Source organism: Sphingobium sp., assembly GCF_036170395.1.
GTDB lineage: Bacteria > Pseudomonadota > Alphaproteobacteria > Sphingomonadales > Sphingomonadaceae > Sphingobium.
In genome coordinates this window covers 1-14,894 of sequence record NZ_JAVHPD010000043.1, presented here as the reverse complement: position 1 = coordinate 14,894, position 14,894 = coordinate 1, and the positions used below count along the sequence as shown (strand labels likewise).

Genomic DNA, 14,894 nt, shown 5'->3' with positions numbered 1-14,894 from the left:
CCGCTCACGGTGGGGAGCCTTCCGTGACGAGCGGGACAACCGCCCGTGCCGGATGCGCGGGATGGGGGAAGCGACCGGCTCATGGCGTGGAAATCCCCGCGCAGCAGATCGCTTTTTCGAAGAGCATGAACTGGGCGTTGTCCTTGCCCGGCGCATGCTTGCCGCTGGTCCAGAGCGCGCCGGGCCGGCCGATGTTGACGCACTTGCCGCCCTTGACGGGCTCCATGATCTGGAGCTTGTAGCGGCTCTTGGTCCAAATCGGCTGAGCCTTGAACGAGCAGCCGTCCTCGGAATGGATGGTGAGTGCGCCCAGGCGCCCCATCATGAATGTCGTGCGCGCCGCCAGCCCGGCCCAGGCCTCGACCCGGTCGCCCATATGGATGTCGCCGGCAACCGGATAGGTCGCGCCCCACGACCCCATGCACCAGAACAGGGGATCGATGGTCTTGCCCGCGGCGGCGGCGGCGCTGTCGGCCATGCAGGCAAGGCCTGCTGCCGGATTGCCGAACAGGATGCCCTCGGGCTGGATGATCGCGCCGAGCGTGCCCGACTGCCAGGTCGGCAGAACCTCGGTGATCATCGCGACATCGAAGCCGTCATCCTCGATGCACGGCAGGTCGGTGAACATGTCGAGCATCTTCCAGACCGGCGCGATGTAGTAATGCGCCTGCGCAAACAGCTTGGTGGTGTTGGTCCCGTCGGAGATCGACGACTGGCTGCCCTGGAGCTTGCCGCCGGTCGGCAGGAGGTCGACGCCGAGCGCCATCATGCAGCCGGGCTCGGTGACGACGTCAACCATGCGGTTGGGTGTCCAGAAGCTGACCTTGACCCCGAACCAGAAGGTCGCGCCCTTGCGGCAGGCGCAGAGCGGCTTGGACGCCGACTGCGCGTCGAGCGCCTTGTCGAGCTTGTCGTAGCTGCCGACGCGCACGCCGCCGATGGTGATCGGGAAGATGCAATTCCACCTGACCTTGGTGATCGGATTGAACACCGTGTCCGAAGGGCATTTGGAAGCATGCGCGGGCGTGGTGGGCGCGAGCAGCGACAGCAGGATCGCGGCGGCTCCGACGCGCAGAGCGGATGCAAGGCGGGTCATTGGCCTCGCCCTCCCTTGGCTGACAGGTTGACTTCGGTGAGTTCGAGCTTTTGTCCGACCTGCCGCACAATGACGGGCGCGACCGTGAGGCCGAGCCGGTCCTTCACTCGTTCCTCGAGCATGAACAGCGCGCGGCTGTGGCGTTCGCCGAGCGACAGGGCATCGTCTTTTGGATCGCCGCCGCCGGTCAGGACGATCCAGTCGGTAAGCGTCGCCGTCTTCAGCGCCCAGGCGAGATCGCGGGGGTGAACGATGACGAGGCGCTGCGGCAGCGAGACATAGGTCAGCGGGTTGAAGGTGAAGCCCTTGGGATAGAGCAGCTTGCCGTCGGGCAGACGGATTTCCTGGTCGAGCGTGTAGAAAGGCACGACATGGCGCACACGATTCTCGCGCGCGGTGGCGAGAGTCGCACCCTTGAGCGCGCTCCATGCCGAACGCGGGCCGAACTTCGCCCTGATATCGGGCGGCTGCTGCGCGGCGCGGGCCTCGATCTCGGCCATCGCGTCGGGCTCGGCGATCGGCCAGGTGCGGCCGATGGTCGAGGTGTCGGCACGGGCGGACGACGCGATCAGCACCGCGCGGGCCAGGAGCCCGGCGATCGTCGCGGACTGGAAGGCGACGATGGGCCAGCGCTGGCGGGTGCGATCATCGGCCACGGCGGCGCTCCCTCCACGGCACGGGCGGCGTGCGGCTTTCGCCGCAGACCGCACAGATGAACGCCGAGAGGCCGAGCACGAGGGTCAGCCAGATGAGCGCCTGGTTGCCGCCGAGGTCCGGGGCCGACCACAGCACCAGCCCCGACTGCACGATCAGCAGCAGATGCGTGCCGACCAGCAGGCGGATCGAGGACGGACAGGGCGAGGCGGAGAAGATGCCGTTCATCGCCATCTCCGTGACCTTCGCGCGGCCATCCAATCGGGAAGCCGATCGAGAATGTGCGCGACGGCGAGCGCCAGCGCCGCGCCGGCGAGCCCGGCACAGGCGATCAGGGCGGCCATGAGCGGCGCGGGAACGCTGTCCGTGGCTGCACAGCAAGCAAGGCCCGCATAGGCCAGACTGGCGATCACCGGCCCGGTGAACGCCAGCAGGAGCTTGCACCGCCGCCAGCGGATGCGCTCCATGCCCAGGATCTGGATATAGGCATCGCGGACCGCCGCGAGCAGCTGGATCCGGCCGCTCAGTTCCTCCTGGCAGCGGAGCAGGTAGGCGTGCAGCGTTTCGTCGGGCCGGCGCTGAACGGCCGCCAGGGGATTGGTGTCTTGGGGCGGGAGCGGGTCGAGGATCATCGAGGCCTCCGCAATTTCGCGAGCAACCGGCTCACGGCACCGGTCAGCGCGATCATCAGCAATCCGGTCAGGAAGCAGCCAGCGCCGACCAGCGCAGCGCTGCGCAGGACGAGTCCGGTCGGCTGCTCGAGAACCAGCCCGGCGACGAGCACCAGCGATGCGATCATCACCGTTTCGATGACGACGAGGCGGAACCGCCAGCGCAGCGCATCGGCCTCGGCGCGCTTCGCCACGCGCGCCTCGACGATCCGTTCGAGGTCATTGTCGCCGTTCTCGACGAGCCGGAGCGGCAGCTGGTCGGGGGAGGCAAAACGCCGGCTCATGACCGCGCACCCCGCTTGAATGCGACGGCGCTGTCCGTCTGGCCCGCGTTTCCGAGGACCTCGGCGGGATCGACGCCGGCAAGATCGCAGACCGCCTCGAGCGGCGATCGGCCTCGGCGCACCAGCGCCTCGAAGGCCGCGACATCTTCGGGCGCCGAGGTGTTGATCCAGTAGGAGAAGGGATCGACGACGAGGCGTGCAATGCCGAGCCCGAGCGGCGAGTCGACGAACACCTCGCTGTAGTTGGGCTTGTTATTGCGGACCGATTTCAGGAGATCGAGAACGAAACCCGAATAGTCGAGGATCTTGTTCTCGACCGCCTTGTCGTAGGTCGAGCCCTGCAGCAGGAAGCGGGTGGCGGCGTTCTCGAGGATGACCTGGCCGGTGCCGCCGAACAGCATGAGGTCGTTCATGCTCTGGAGGACAATGCCGAAACTGCCGCGATATTTGCGGGCGCGGCGATACCCCTGGGAAAATGCCTCGGCGAGCCGTGACAGATCCTGCCCGTCGCTGCGCGTCATGAACTGCGCGGCTTCATCGCAGAGCACGAAGCGGGGCCGGTCACGCGCCGACAGGTAGAGTTCCTGGGTGACGGCGTTGACCACGACCATGATCACGACGTTGAACAGGTCGGGCATGGCCTTCAGGCGCTCGAGTTCGAGCACGACGAATTCGTCGCTCGAAATGTCGAAGGTCGAAGGCCCGTTGAAATAGTGGCCGTAAGCCCCGTCCGAACCGAAATCGCGCAGGTTGAAGGCGAGCTCGCGCGCGGTCGGCACCAGATGGTCCACGCGGTCGAGATCGGAGGCGGTGTTGGCGGGATAGGCTCCCAGCCATTCGCGCACCGCGTCGATCCCGGCTTCGGCCCGCCCGCTGTCGATCGCCCATTGCACCGCGGACTTGAGCAGGTTCCATTCCGAGGTGGTGACGCCCTTGCGGGTCGCGGCATTGGCCATTTCCGCGACGATCGACACGGCCATGCTGATCGCGGATTCGCGATCGTCGCCGTCGAGGGCCAAGCCCAGATCGAAGGGATTGAGGACGAGATGCTCTTCGCCGAGGTCGATGTAGCGGCCCGAGCAGAGCGAGCAGAGCTTGCGGTAGGAGCCCCCGATGTCGATGATGCGGATGAGCGCGTTCTGCGCGAAATATTGCTGGCAGAGGTTGTTGAGCAGGAAGCTCTTGCCCGCGCCGGACTCGGCCGAGACGATGAAGTTGTAATTGTTGATCCGAGGATCGAAGAGGTCGAGCGTGATAAGCTGACCCTTGCGGCCCGTGTAGAGCAGCGCCGGCCGGCCGCCGCCCCGGAAATCGGTCTGGATCGGCGACATCAGCACGCCCGCGCGCACCGGCACGCGGAAATCGCGCTGAAGCATGCGGACCGTGCGGCGCTCGGGATAGAGACCGAACGGCAGGCTCGCGGCGAGCAGGATCGGATTGAGGTAGCTTTCCTCCTGCACCATCCAGGGCAGCGGCTCGCTCTCCCAGAGGCGTTTGGCGCGCGCCGCCATCTCGCGGGCCTGGTGACGATCGCGGCCGAACACCCAGAGCGTCGGGATCACCGAGACGAAGCGGCTGTTGCCCACTTCGTCCAGGATCCACGAAATCTCCTCGATCTGCTTGCCGACCTCGACCGCGAAGCTGCCCGCGGCCTTCTGCGCCGAGAGGATCTGCGCGCGCTTGTGGATCTCGAATTGCGAATGGTCGAACAACACGTTCAGGGTGAAGAGGAACGGCCCGCCGATCTGGTCGCTGTCCTCGGCCGAGCCGCGCATGCCGCCGGTCAGGCGATTGGCGCGCTCGGCGGTAATCCGCTTGGGCGGCGACTTGGGGGTCAGGCAGCGCGCCACCTGGTTGCCGAGAAACACTTCCGGTCCGTCGAAACGCAGCGCCGGTCCCGCGTCGATAATCTGGCGGCGCAAGGGGACATCGGCGGTCTGGGTGAACACGCCGGGCGCGGCGGCATGGACGCCGTTGAAGATGCGGCGATAGAAACTAACGATCTCGCCCGCCCCCATCGGCCGGATACCGAGCTTGGATAATTGCTCCTCGATCTGCCGGCGCAGATCGCTGTCCATCGGCGCCCTGGCCTTGACCGAGAGGAAAGTGCGGAAATTGCGGACCGGGATGCCGTGGAGCGCTTTCAGCCCCATGGTTCCCGCCTGGAGATAGTCGAAGGTCCGCCGCGCCGATGCCTGGATCAGCGGATCGGGGCGCGTCTTGAGATCGAGAAAGGCATCGAGAGCGCCTTCGACCAGCGGATCGGCGAAGCTCTGAAGCTGGAGGATCGTCCCTTCGGGAAAGTTGACATTGAGGAGCCCCAGCAACGCCTCATGCACATGCGCGAACAAATAGGCGGTGGGAACCAGCTCCCAGGCGTAGCCCCAGCCATCGTCGATGGTGAGGAAGGCCTGCTCTTCCTCGACCCAGGCGGCGAGCGGCAGATAGTCGGAATAGCTGTCGCGCTCGACGCTGCGGCGCAGCCGCGCGAGCGTCATGCCCGATTGGTAGCTGGTCATGGCCGCGGTCCCGTGTCGTTCTGGCCGTCGTCGGCACGATCCCTGACCTGTTCGAGCACGTTCGCGCGTGATGCCGGAGATACGGGCGTGACCAGATAGTCGCCCACAACCCATTGCGGGCGCTCGACCAAAGAATAGACATAGCGCGGCATGTAGAGCCGGTCGGGCCGCTGCCGATCGGCATAGGGCAGGATCAGGGTGCGTACCGTGCGCGGGGGCTTCAGCATCGGCGTGACTGGCTGCTCGATCAGGCCCTGCAGTTCGCGATATACGGAGTCACGATAGCCCGCGAACGCGCCCGACCCTGTCTTTGCGGTGCCTGCCTTGCCGGAACCGCGCGCGGGCTTGCCGTCCTTCAGCAGCTTCCTGTCGTTGGTGACGGCCGGATCGGACTTCGACGCCACGCCAGCCACGGCGTCGGCATAGGCCTTGTCGGGATGGATGCACTGGCCATGATCGTCGTTCTTGCAGCTGAACTTCTCGCTGTAGGGCGACATCACCGATCCCAGCGTCGCGCAGCCGCCGAGCAAGGGAAGCGTGAGGATCAATGCAGCGGCCCGGATCGCGCGGCCTCGCGGACGATGAAACATGGGACGTACTCCCCTGGTGTTTGCTGGCGGGCGCATCAGAATTTGCTCCCCGCGGTGGGCTTGATTTCGAGGCTGACGCCTTCCTGGATGACGACGACGACATCCTTGGCCGCGCCGACCTCGACGATGGGGCCGGCCTGGCGCGCGAGATCGAGATAGAAGTCTGTCAGCTTGTCCGACGAGCGCGACAGGCCGCCGGCGATGCCCGCCTGCGCCGCGTCGCCCGCATCCAGCGTGCGGACCGAGCCCAGCGCCGAGGTCGAGACATTGCCGACCGTGTTCTCGACCGTCTGCGCGACTCCGGTGATGGTGCCCGCGATAAAGGAGCGGGCCAGCGCCGCGCCGGCACGGGTGACGACCTTGCCGGAGAGGCCCTTCTTGCCGTCGGCATCGACGAAGAAGCCCTTGATCGGCTGATCGACCACCGAGCGTTCGTCGAAGTCGACGCAGGACAGCGAGACCAGCTGGACTTCGACCCGCTCCTTGGCGAGGCTGCCGGTGGCGTTGCCGATGACGAAGCAGCCGGAGAGGTTGGCCTTGACGTCATTGGGCAGCACGGCAGGCGCCTGGACACGCGCGATCAGCGGCTCGGGATTGTTGGTCGCGTCCCGGCTCGCCAGCGCGTCGATCCCGGTCAGCAGCCGCGCCTTCATGAAACCAGGCGGCAAATAGATCGTCCGGGCCTTTTTTTTAGCGCCCGCTGCCGCATCTCCGCCGCCGACCGGCGCGGTCGCCGCGCCGATCGCGCCCACTGTCTTTTCGACCGGCGGAGCAGGGGGTGCGGGCGGGGCCGCGGGAGGCGCCGGAGGAGCGGACGCCGATGGATCGATGTCGCCGGTCGCGGGCGGTTCGGGAAAGTCGGGAACCGCGCCGGGGATCGCCGGCGGCAGGTCGCCGTCGATCGCGCCCGCCGTGCCGGTCCCAGGCACGATCTTGCCTTCCTCGATCGCGGTCACGCGCTCGCCGAGCAGCGTCTGACCGTCGAGGATCTTCTTCAGGTCGCCGCGCAGCTTGATCTCGAGGCTGTCGCCGCGAAGTCCCGCACCCATGTCGAGATGCGAACTCGGCGGCGCGGCGGCTTCCTCGGCCTTGTCGCCGCTCGCCGAATAGAGGCCGAGCCCCAGCGCGCCGATCACGCCGGCGACGCCGAGCTGCTTCAAGCGCAGCTGCTGGCGCGCGCTCAGCGTCTGCCAGCGCGCCTTGAGATCGAGCAATGCCGGACCGCGCGAGGCGAGGTCGGGACGAACGCGTTCCTCCTGAAAACCGTCGAGGTCGAGTTCGCCGTCCCGGTCCTGAAGCGTGCGATCACCGCGACCGCCGCGATTGCCGGGGCTGCGATCATTGGGACCGGCGGGGCTCATTGTATGGTTCCCCGGCGCACGACGATCAGCCGGGCCGTCTCGCCCGCCGACAGAGTGCCGCGGTCGAGCGTGACCGCGAAGATATTGGCGCCGAGCGCGCTGTCGAGGAAGCTGCGTTCGTCGAGCAGCGTGTCGCTCGCCACCGACACCAGATACTCCGAGGCCGAGAGGCCCGAGCCGTCGACCTCAATGCGGCGCCGTTCCTCGATGCTGGCATCGGGGAGCAGCCCCAGGCGGAGCGGGCCCGAGCGCGGTGCGACGCTGGTGAAGCTCGCCGGTATCCGGTCCTGGAGCATCGAGAGCGTGATCGAGACCGCGCGTTCTTCCTCGACCAGCGGTCCGAGCAGTTCCTCGTTCGCCTGCGCGCGCTGGGCGCCCCCCGGCTGCAACGTCACCGTCTGCGCCGGAATGTCGGATGGTTCGGCGTAAAGCGCAAAGACCGCGCCGTTGCAGGTGATGAAGAATTCGGACGGGACCGTCACGAAAGTCCGCGTCACCGCACCGGCGTCGTCGATCTCGCGGACGAGAAACTTGATCCACGCGTCGCGTCCGGCTTTTTCGACGGCGATCGCCTTCTCGGCGGAGAACTTGACGTCCTCGATCTCGCCGCCCGCGCAGATCACATGATTGATGTCGCGGTTGGACAGGCGGATCGTGCTGGTCTGGTCGGGCAGCGCGACGATGGTCTGCGCCATGACGGGCAGCGGCATCAGGGCGAGGCCGAGCGCCAGCAGCCGCTTAGCGGGGCTGTGCATCAAACTTCTCCTCATTGAGGGCGGTCAGCCAGAAGCGGCCGTTGTCGATCACGTATCGGATCCGCAGATTGCCCCGGAACTTGCGGATCACGCCGCCGATCACGCGCACCTTTTCGACGGGAACGAGGATCTCGGTCCTGGTCCAGGTCACCGGCTGATCGGGGCGGATATAAGTCGCGATCGAGAGTGTCGGATTGTCGGCCAGCTCGTCGAGCAGGCGGTTGAGACTGTCGCGCACGCTATTGTAGGTCGAGGGGTGGACGATCGAGAGCAGCTCCTGGAACTGCCGGTCCGCCGAGTAAGCCGAATAGGTGCCCGACAGCGACACCACGTTGCGCGTAATCGTGCGCAGGTATGCCTCGGACGGCTCGCTGCCGGTCACATAGAGGTCGCCGCCGCTGCCGAACGGCACGACCACGGTGCGGGTGTTCTGGTTCGAGGTGTAGATGAGCGTGCCGAGCACGGCGGTAATGCCGAACAGGCCGATCACGGCGAGCTTCAGCAGCCGGTTCTCCTCGAACAGGTTGCTCGCGCCCTGCAGGTAGCGGTGCATGCCGAAGCTTGCGGGCTTGCCGAGCAGGGGGTCGCGTGGAGGCGCGTCGGGGGATTTGCGTCCGAACATCGCTTGGACTCACTCGAAGAAGCGGGTCTGCGTCGGACCCGGATAGTTGCGAAAGCTGACGAGGCCCCAGCGCCAGGCCATGTGCGGGATGAACCCGCGCGGCTTGGTGCGAAGCCAGGGGACGAAAAGGAGAAGACCCGCAACGAGCGCCCAACCGAGCATCCCGCCGAGGACTACGGCGACGAAGATGACGGTGATCACCAGCACGAATTCGTCCGATCCGAACCACAGGATCTGGACCGGCTTGTGCAGATATTGGGGTAGCCGCTCGTTCATGAGCCTTCTCCTCCTTGCGTCGTGACCTCCCTTCCGAAGCCGGTTGAACTTCGTGGGCTGTCTCGCCATCGCGCCTGTGCGCGCTGGCCCGTTGAGGCCCGCGGTCCGCGTGGGCGGACCACGGACCGAACCGTCAGATGACCATCCCGAAGGTCTGGAGGATCGAGTCCGCCTTGATCAGGCAGACCGCCGCGACGATCGTCGGGATGCCGATCATGATGTTCGAGAACAGCCTGCTCACGCCGAACAGGAAGGCGGCGACGCCGCCGACGAAGCCGAGCGGGCCTTTGACGCCCTGGTTCACGACGATATCGTAGATGTCGTAGCCGAGGTCACCCGCGGCCGGCGCGGAGAAGGCGTGAGCCCCACCGGCGCCGAGCAGCGCGAGCGCGGTCAAAGGGATGCCGACATTGGCGAGCGAGACGGTCTGCCGACCGATGGTCCTCAACATGCATTTGCTCCTGTGAAGATGGGCCGCTCCGGGATCTGCTTGCCGGCATCGATGGGGATCGCTGTCGGCCGGCGGCGAGGCTGGACGGCCCGTCTCGGGTCTCGCCGCCGGCATGGGGCTGGCGCGGTGATCGCCGCACCAGGGATCGGGACGTGGTCAGCGCCCGGCATTGGCGAGCGCCTTCGTCCCGGCGAGGAACTCCTCGATCTCGGCCTGCCGGAAGCCGGAGATGATCTTGCCTTCCGCGATCAGCGTCGGCGTGCCGGTGATCCCGACGCTGCGCACGACGCCGGCGTCGGCTTCGACCCGCGCCTTGCCTTCCGCGCATTTGCGCAACTGCGCGGGAGCGGCACCGGCGTAGATCGCCTTGAACGCGGCTTCCTTGTCGGGCGAGCAATGGACATGCTCGGCCTTGGCGGCAGCCTCGGGATGGATGCCGGAGACGAAGAAGATGAGGCGGCGCACCGGCTTGCCCTCGGCGGCCTTTGCTGCCCAGAAGCGGTCGAGCGCGCGGCAGTAGGGGCAATCGGGATCAGTGAACTCGAGGACGACGGGTGCGCCTTCGGGGCCGATAGCTAGGGCCTTGCTGGTGTCGATCGCGGCGAGCTTCCTCGCCGCAGTGGAATTCTGCGCCAGCGCGGTCAGATTCTGCCCGTTGCGGTCGTAGACCTCCGCGAACAGCAGGTGCTCGCTCTCGGGCGCGTAGTAGATGATGCGACCACCCGCGCTCGCCTGGTAGATCGGACCCTTGACCGGCGCCGGTCCGAAATCCTCGAACTGGAGATTGGTGAAGGTCTGCCGCAGTTCGCTCTCGGCTTCGCGCGCCGCCGCGGCGAGCGGATCGGCTTGCTGCGCCGAGGCGGCGCTTTGGGCAGCGAGGATCAGAGGCAGGGCGAGGGCTGCTGCCCCGATCTTTGGCCCGAGCTTACGGATGCGCATGCGAAATCTCCTGAATGGCGCTAACCGGAGGTGAGAGCAGGCGCGCATCGAGATGCGTGCCCGATCCTACCGGGATGTGTTCACGGGCCGTGGCCGACAGGCCGCCGTTCTCCGCCGGGGCCGATGCCGCCGCGCGGATCACAAAGCCGTCCGCCGTCGCGGCGATGGTCCGATGCCGCCCCACGTCCGGCATGGAGCTGAGGCGCTGGGAGCGATTGTCCGGCGTCGCGCAGGCTGTCGTCGTAAGGACGAGGACGCCCAGGGCAGCCGTCATCGCTTTGGCAATCGGCTTCATGCACGACTCCATGTCGGCGCAACGCGCCAAGGTTAAAGTTACTTAACGATCCGAAGTATCAGGCCCGATTCGACTTGAGTTGTTCGGAACGAGGTTTGACTGATGGGATTCGAAGTCGATTGCAACAGGCCCCGGCAGCTGAGTGCCGCCAGCTTCGAAATTAGCCGGAATTGCTCGAAAATAGCTTTATTTCGGTATGATGGGTTCGTTCGCGCCGCTCTGTCGCACTTTCGGAAAATAAACTCCGAAACACCCCATTTTGGATGAATTCGGCAACGAAATGCCGACTATACCGTATTCGACTGGTGCGGGCACGTATTCATGCCTATTCGGTAGATATATTCCTCTAAAATCATCGGCATCTATTATTGCGGACGACCGTCTGGGCTAATTAGATATTTCGGGCGATCCATCGCGCCAGGACGCGTTGCTGCGGAGGACGAGATCATGGAGCCCGACGATAAATTTGCCGCCGTCGACACGTCGATCTTCAGGGAGATCAAGCTGCTGTCCGGCGAGCGGATCAGGCACGAGCGGAACCTGCGCGGCATCACGCAAATAGAGCTTGCCGCCAACATGGGCGGCAGCCCGCGCTGGATGCGCGAGATCGAGGCCGGGGCGCCGGGCACGAAGCTGGAGGATCATCTGAAAGCCACGCTCAGCCTCGGTATGCCGACGGGACATATCGCCTTCTCGATCCTCTTTGCGGGCCAGCGCATGCGGTTCCCGCGTCAGCTCATCTACGGCGATCTGCCCGCCATCGAGCGCAAGTGCATCGAGATGATATCGGATTCGGTGCTCACCGCGCTCAAGCAGGATCTCTCACCCCAATGGCGGCGCGGCGATGATTGCGGCCAGATATGAAACCCGCGACCGCTCCGAACTGCGGCGCATCTTCATCGAGCGGATATTGTTCGATCCGATTGACCCGCAGACAAATAGGGCCACAGCTGCTTTGCGATGATCGGCCAACGCAGCTGGATCCAGACCAACGGTCAGCGACTACACAGCCCGCATATGTGCCCGGTCTCTTCTCTGGCGGGGTGCGGCTCGATCGTGACGTGGACGAACTCGTCATGCACCCGGACCCGTCTGGCATAATCCCCGGGAGGCAAGGGTCGTTCCGCGACCAGAGCGACGATCGCGGCGAACTTGCCCGGACCCACCTGCCAGACGTGAAGATCGGTGATGCGGGCATCGCCGTCCTCGATCGCCTCGCGGATCTCGTCTTCAAGCTCGGTATTGGCGGCCGCGTCGACCAGCACGGCCGAGCTGTCGCGCAGCAGGCCGAATGACCAGCGGGCGATCACGACCGCACCGACGACTCCCATGGCGGCATCCATCCAGCGCCAGCCGAGAAACAAACCGGCAAGCAGCGCGGCGATCGCCAGCAGCGAGGTCAGCGCGTCGGCGAGGACATGGAAGTAGGCCGCGCGCAGATTGTTGTCGTGCTCGTGATGATGGCGATAATGCCCGTGATGGTCGTGCGCATGATGATCGTGATGGCCCTCGTGACCGTGGCCATGATGATGGCTGCCGAGCAGCCAGGCGCTGACGAGGTTCACGATCAGGCCGAGGATCGCGATCCAGATCGCCTCGACATAGGCGATGTCGGCGGGCGCGAAGAGTCGCCGGACCGACTCGATGCCGATACCGAGCGCGATGATCGCCAGCACGAGGGCGCTGGCAAAGCCGGCCAACTCGCCGACCTTGCCGGTGCCGAAAGTGAAGCGCGGATCGCGCGCATGGCGCCGGGCATAGCCATAGGCGAAGGCCGCGACGCCGAGCGCGCCCGCATGGGTCGCCATGTGGAAGCCGTCCGCGAGCAGCGCCATCGATCCGGTCAGATAGCCGGCGGCGATCTCGCCGATCATCATCGCGAAGGTCAGCACGACGACGATGCGGGTGCGCCGCGCATTCTCGTCATGGCTCGCGCCCAGGAAGTTGTGATCGTGCGCGAGGGTCTCGGCGCTTCGCAAGACGTCCGTATCGCGAGTCATTTGGAATAGCGCCGGATCACGGTTGTCAGCTCCGCGGCGCCGGCCGCGCGCTCGGTATCGTCAAGGCCGGGCCGTGCGACATGCTCATTGAGATGCTCGACGATGATCTCGTCCATCAACCCGTTCACAGCGCCGCGCACCGCCGCGACGAGTTGGAGAATATCGGCGCAGGGCGCCTTGTCAGTGAGGCCGCGTTCGACCGCTGCGACCTGTCCTGCGATGCGTTTGACCCGCGCCATGAGATCGGAGTCGTTTCGAGATGTGTGTGCCATACTATACCCCCCTATATTATTTAGGGACAGGCTGACAACTGTTCCGGGCGGGCGGTGGCATACACCGGAGCTAAGCGACGAGATCCCGCCGCGGGAATGATAAGCGAGAACGCAATATGCGGCATTTGCTTGCCTGAAAGCGCGATCTTCGTCCTTTGGAAGCCGCTCCGGAAATGCTAGATTGGCTGCGCGTCATGGCCTGCCTGCGTTGCCCACAGGGTAGCAATCCATGCGCTATTCCCATGCGGACTCATACGATCAGCTTCGGCGAACGCGTTCGCGTAATGGCCGGATGGCGGTCCAACCGTTCCAAATCGGCCGGAAGGGAAGGGAGAGGGAAGGAAGCGGAAGCAGCGGACAGACAACTGTCGAAGACCCCAATCCCTCAACCACAACACTGAAGTCGGCAGGCGACCCGATCGGACGTTGCAATGCGTAATCTGCTGGCATTCTCCGATCTAAAGGCGAAGGATATTCCTTTCACCCGCCAGCATGTGGCACGCTTGATCAAGCAGGGGCGCTTTCCCGCACCGATCAAACTGGGCGTAGGCACGAACCGCTGGATAGCTTCCGAGATCGATGACTGGTTGGATCAGCGAAAGGCCGCCCGGGATGAGGCTCTGGCATCGCGGCCAGGAAACCCATAGCCAATTTTCACGATAGCAGACCGAACGTCCGCTAGTTCCGAACGGTGCGCAGGCAAAGCCTTCCCCGAACGTCGCTTGCGAATCGGCTTTCCGTGAGCAGCATAAGGCTCGTTCACAAGCCAGGGCTAGATGCCTCAAGTCAGGTCTTGCACGGCAGATTTTGAGGTCGGCGCACGCGAACAAGGCGTCACTGGCAGGAACATTCCCGAACCTCTGGGAGCCTCGCATCACGTGAAATCTGCTGCACAGTTTGCTGCACACCAGCGGAATCTTGATCGAAAATCGACCTTAGGTTACTGTGACAAGTCACTGAAATTATTAAGAAAGTAGTGGTGGACGCACTTGGGCTCGAACCAAGGACCCGCTGATTAAGAGCCATGATCAGAGGGTCCTAGCGCATCCGCATGTTTCCAAAAATGGCGGAAATCTGCGATTCACAGTCCGCATTGTTCTTGAAATGTTCGCCAGTATCCACTACAAAAAGCTACCTAAGGTAGCAGGTACATATGGCGAACAAAGTGGGTTTGACGGACGCGAAGATCGCAGGGCTCAAGGCGCCGGCGGCTGGTCAAATTGAGCTGGCCGATGGTATCGTCCCCGGCCTGAGGCTCCGCATGGGTGCCAGTGGTATCAAGACGTACATTCTGCGCAAGCGGGTTCAGGGCAAGTGGTTGAATGTGACCATCGGACGCCATGGTCCGAGTTTTACCCTAGCCCATGCGCGTAAGAAGGCGCGCGATCTGCTTGTCGATGTCGAGCAAGGCAAGAGCATTGCCAGGAAGCCGGGTGCTAAGAGGAAGGGGTCAAAGGGCGTCGGTACGGTCGCCGAGCTCTACGAGACGTATCTGTCCCAGCAGATCGAGGGCAAAAAGCGCAGCGCGAGGGAGTTCGATCGAGTCTTCCGAAAGTACATTGAGCCCGAGCTGGGAGACCGCCTCGCGGACTCCATTACCCGAGGTGACGTGAGCCGCTTTGTTGAGAAGATCGCATTCGAGCGGGGCAAGGAAACCCTGACGATGGCCCGGATCGTCTATCGCCATCTTTCGACCTTCTACACGTGGGCACTTACCAGACTCGAGCATATACCTGCTAATCCCTGCCGGGACGCGTGGCGTCCGAAGCGGAATGAACCTCGTGATCGCGTACTCAGCGACCGAGAACTCGCGGCGCTATGGCAATCTGCGGTCGAGGATGGCTATCCGTTCGGTCACCTTGTGCAGATGCTTGTCCTTACGGCTCAACGCCGGGGAGAAGTGCTCGATGCAGCTTGTGACGAGTTCGATTTCAAGGCGAAGGTCTGGACCGTCCCGGGCGACCGAGCGAAAAATGGCAAAGCGAATGTGGTGCCGCTGTCCGCGCAGGCTCTTGCAGTCGTCACAGAGGTATTCATGGCCGCAGGGATCGACCCTGTGTGACGACAGTTATGTTGGCCGCCTGACGACAAACGAGATGGCCGGATCGT

General features: G+C 64.7%; 19 protein-coding genes. 3 read left to right on the top strand and 16 right to left on the bottom strand.

Features of this window, described 5'->3' with window-relative positions; genetic code table 11:
• Nucleotides 1-79 precede the first annotated feature (79 nt).
• The 14 genes from V2B31_RS11530 to V2B31_RS11465 all read right to left on the bottom strand — a co-directional run bounded on the left by V2B31_RS11530 (nucleotide 80) and on the right by V2B31_RS11465 (nucleotide 10,513).
• Nucleotides 80-1,096 carry a TraU family protein gene (locus V2B31_RS11530; RefSeq protein WP_328278608.1) on the bottom strand — a complete coding sequence of 339 codons (1,017 nt, stop codon included), beginning with the start codon at nucleotides 1,094-1,096 and terminating at the stop codon, nucleotides 80-82.
• Nucleotides 1,093-1,752 (bottom strand): conjugal transfer protein TraW, encoded by a 660-nt coding sequence (locus V2B31_RS11525; RefSeq protein WP_254908046.1) that lies wholly within the window; start codon nucleotides 1,750-1,752, stop codon nucleotides 1,093-1,095. The genes V2B31_RS11530 and V2B31_RS11525 overlap by 4 nt, the downstream gene beginning before the upstream one ends.
• Complete coding sequence (locus tag V2B31_RS11520; RefSeq protein ID WP_086485949.1) at nucleotides 1,742-1,978, bottom strand: hypothetical protein; 237 nt, start codon at nucleotides 1,976-1,978, stop codon at nucleotides 1,742-1,744. Before V2B31_RS11520 ends, V2B31_RS11525 begins: the two co-directional genes overlap by 11 nt.
• Nucleotides 1,975-2,382: a hypothetical protein gene (locus tag V2B31_RS11515; protein WP_086485619.1), complete on the bottom strand. Its 408-nt coding sequence runs from the start codon at nucleotides 2,380-2,382 to the stop codon at nucleotides 1,975-1,977. Before V2B31_RS11515 ends, V2B31_RS11520 begins: the two co-directional genes overlap by 4 nt.
• Nucleotides 2,379-2,705, bottom strand: a complete 327-nt coding sequence (locus V2B31_RS11510; protein WP_086485620.1) for a hypothetical protein — start codon at nucleotides 2,703-2,705, stop codon at nucleotides 2,379-2,381. The genes V2B31_RS11515 and V2B31_RS11510 overlap by 4 nt, the downstream gene beginning before the upstream one ends.
• Entirely contained in the window at nucleotides 2,702-5,224 is a 2,523-nt protein-coding gene (locus tag V2B31_RS11505; RefSeq protein WP_286866163.1) for a TraC family protein, read from the bottom strand. Before V2B31_RS11505 ends, V2B31_RS11510 begins: the two co-directional genes overlap by 4 nt.
• Entirely contained in the window at nucleotides 5,221-5,814 is a 594-nt protein-coding gene (locus V2B31_RS11500; protein ID WP_086485622.1) for a TraV family lipoprotein, read from the bottom strand. Before V2B31_RS11500 ends, V2B31_RS11505 begins: the two co-directional genes overlap by 4 nt.
• Nucleotides 5,815-5,849: 35 nt before the next feature.
• A complete protein-coding gene (locus tag V2B31_RS11495; protein ID WP_086485623.1) occupies nucleotides 5,850-7,175 on the bottom strand; it encodes a TraB/VirB10 family protein in 1,326 nt (441 codons plus the stop codon).
• Entirely contained in the window at nucleotides 7,172-7,930 is a 759-nt protein-coding gene (locus tag V2B31_RS11490) for a type-F conjugative transfer system secretin TraK (protein WP_086485624.1), read from the bottom strand. The genes V2B31_RS11495 and V2B31_RS11490 overlap by 4 nt, the downstream gene beginning before the upstream one ends.
• Nucleotides 7,914-8,552, bottom strand: coding sequence for a TraE/TraK family type IV conjugative transfer system protein (locus V2B31_RS11485; RefSeq protein ID WP_086485625.1), 639 nt, complete (start codon nucleotides 8,550-8,552; stop codon nucleotides 7,914-7,916). Before V2B31_RS11485 ends, V2B31_RS11490 begins: the two co-directional genes overlap by 17 nt.
• A 9-nt stretch (nucleotides 8,553-8,561) precedes the next feature.
• On the bottom strand, nucleotides 8,562-8,828 hold the full coding sequence (locus tag V2B31_RS11480) for a type IV conjugative transfer system protein TraL (protein WP_086485626.1): 267 nt from the start codon (nucleotides 8,826-8,828) through the stop codon (nucleotides 8,562-8,564).
• Between the two features lie 133 nt (nucleotides 8,829-8,961).
• Nucleotides 8,962-9,279, bottom strand: coding sequence for a hypothetical protein (locus V2B31_RS11475; RefSeq protein ID WP_086485627.1), 318 nt, complete (start codon nucleotides 9,277-9,279; stop codon nucleotides 8,962-8,964).
• Nucleotides 9,280-9,435: 156 nt separating this feature from the next.
• On the bottom strand, nucleotides 9,436-10,218 hold the full coding sequence (locus V2B31_RS11470; protein ID WP_160985502.1) for a DsbC family protein: 783 nt from the start codon (nucleotides 10,216-10,218) through the stop codon (nucleotides 9,436-9,438).
• Nucleotides 10,205-10,513, bottom strand: coding sequence for a hypothetical protein (locus V2B31_RS11465; RefSeq protein ID WP_086485629.1), 309 nt, complete (start codon nucleotides 10,511-10,513; stop codon nucleotides 10,205-10,207). The genes V2B31_RS11470 and V2B31_RS11465 overlap by 14 nt, the downstream gene beginning before the upstream one ends.
• A 447-nt stretch (nucleotides 10,514-10,960) precedes the next feature.
• Here V2B31_RS11465 and V2B31_RS11460 point away from each other — a divergent pair, with 447 nt between their 5' ends.
• Nucleotides 10,961-11,377 (top strand): helix-turn-helix domain-containing protein, encoded by a 417-nt coding sequence (locus tag V2B31_RS11460; protein WP_086485630.1) that lies wholly within the window; start codon nucleotides 10,961-10,963, stop codon nucleotides 11,375-11,377.
• A 131-nt stretch (nucleotides 11,378-11,508) separates the two neighbouring features.
• On the opposite strand, the gene dmeF is transcribed toward V2B31_RS11460, so the two are convergent.
• Together dmeF and V2B31_RS11450 are read right to left on the bottom strand one after the other, a co-directional pair.
• Nucleotides 11,509-12,513 carry a CDF family Co(II)/Ni(II) efflux transporter DmeF gene (gene dmeF / locus V2B31_RS11455; RefSeq protein WP_086485631.1) on the bottom strand — a complete coding sequence of 335 codons (1,005 nt, stop codon included), beginning with the start codon at nucleotides 12,511-12,513 and terminating at the stop codon, nucleotides 11,509-11,511.
• A complete protein-coding gene (locus V2B31_RS11450) occupies nucleotides 12,510-12,785 on the bottom strand; it encodes a metal/formaldehyde-sensitive transcriptional repressor (protein WP_086485632.1) in 276 nt (91 codons plus the stop codon). The genes dmeF and V2B31_RS11450 overlap by 4 nt, the downstream gene beginning before the upstream one ends.
• 431 nt (nucleotides 12,786-13,216) lie before the next feature.
• On the opposite strand from V2B31_RS11450, the gene V2B31_RS11445 reads away from it, so the two are divergent.
• Both V2B31_RS11445 and V2B31_RS11440 read left to right on the top strand, forming a co-directional pair.
• Nucleotides 13,217-13,432, top strand: coding sequence for a helix-turn-helix transcriptional regulator (locus tag V2B31_RS11445; RefSeq protein WP_086485633.1), 216 nt, complete (start codon nucleotides 13,217-13,219; stop codon nucleotides 13,430-13,432).
• A 506-nt stretch (nucleotides 13,433-13,938) separates the two neighbouring features.
• Entirely contained in the window at nucleotides 13,939-14,847 is a 909-nt protein-coding gene (locus tag V2B31_RS11440; protein WP_328278592.1) for a tyrosine-type recombinase/integrase, read from the top strand.
• Nucleotides 14,848-14,894 lie beyond the last annotated feature (47 nt).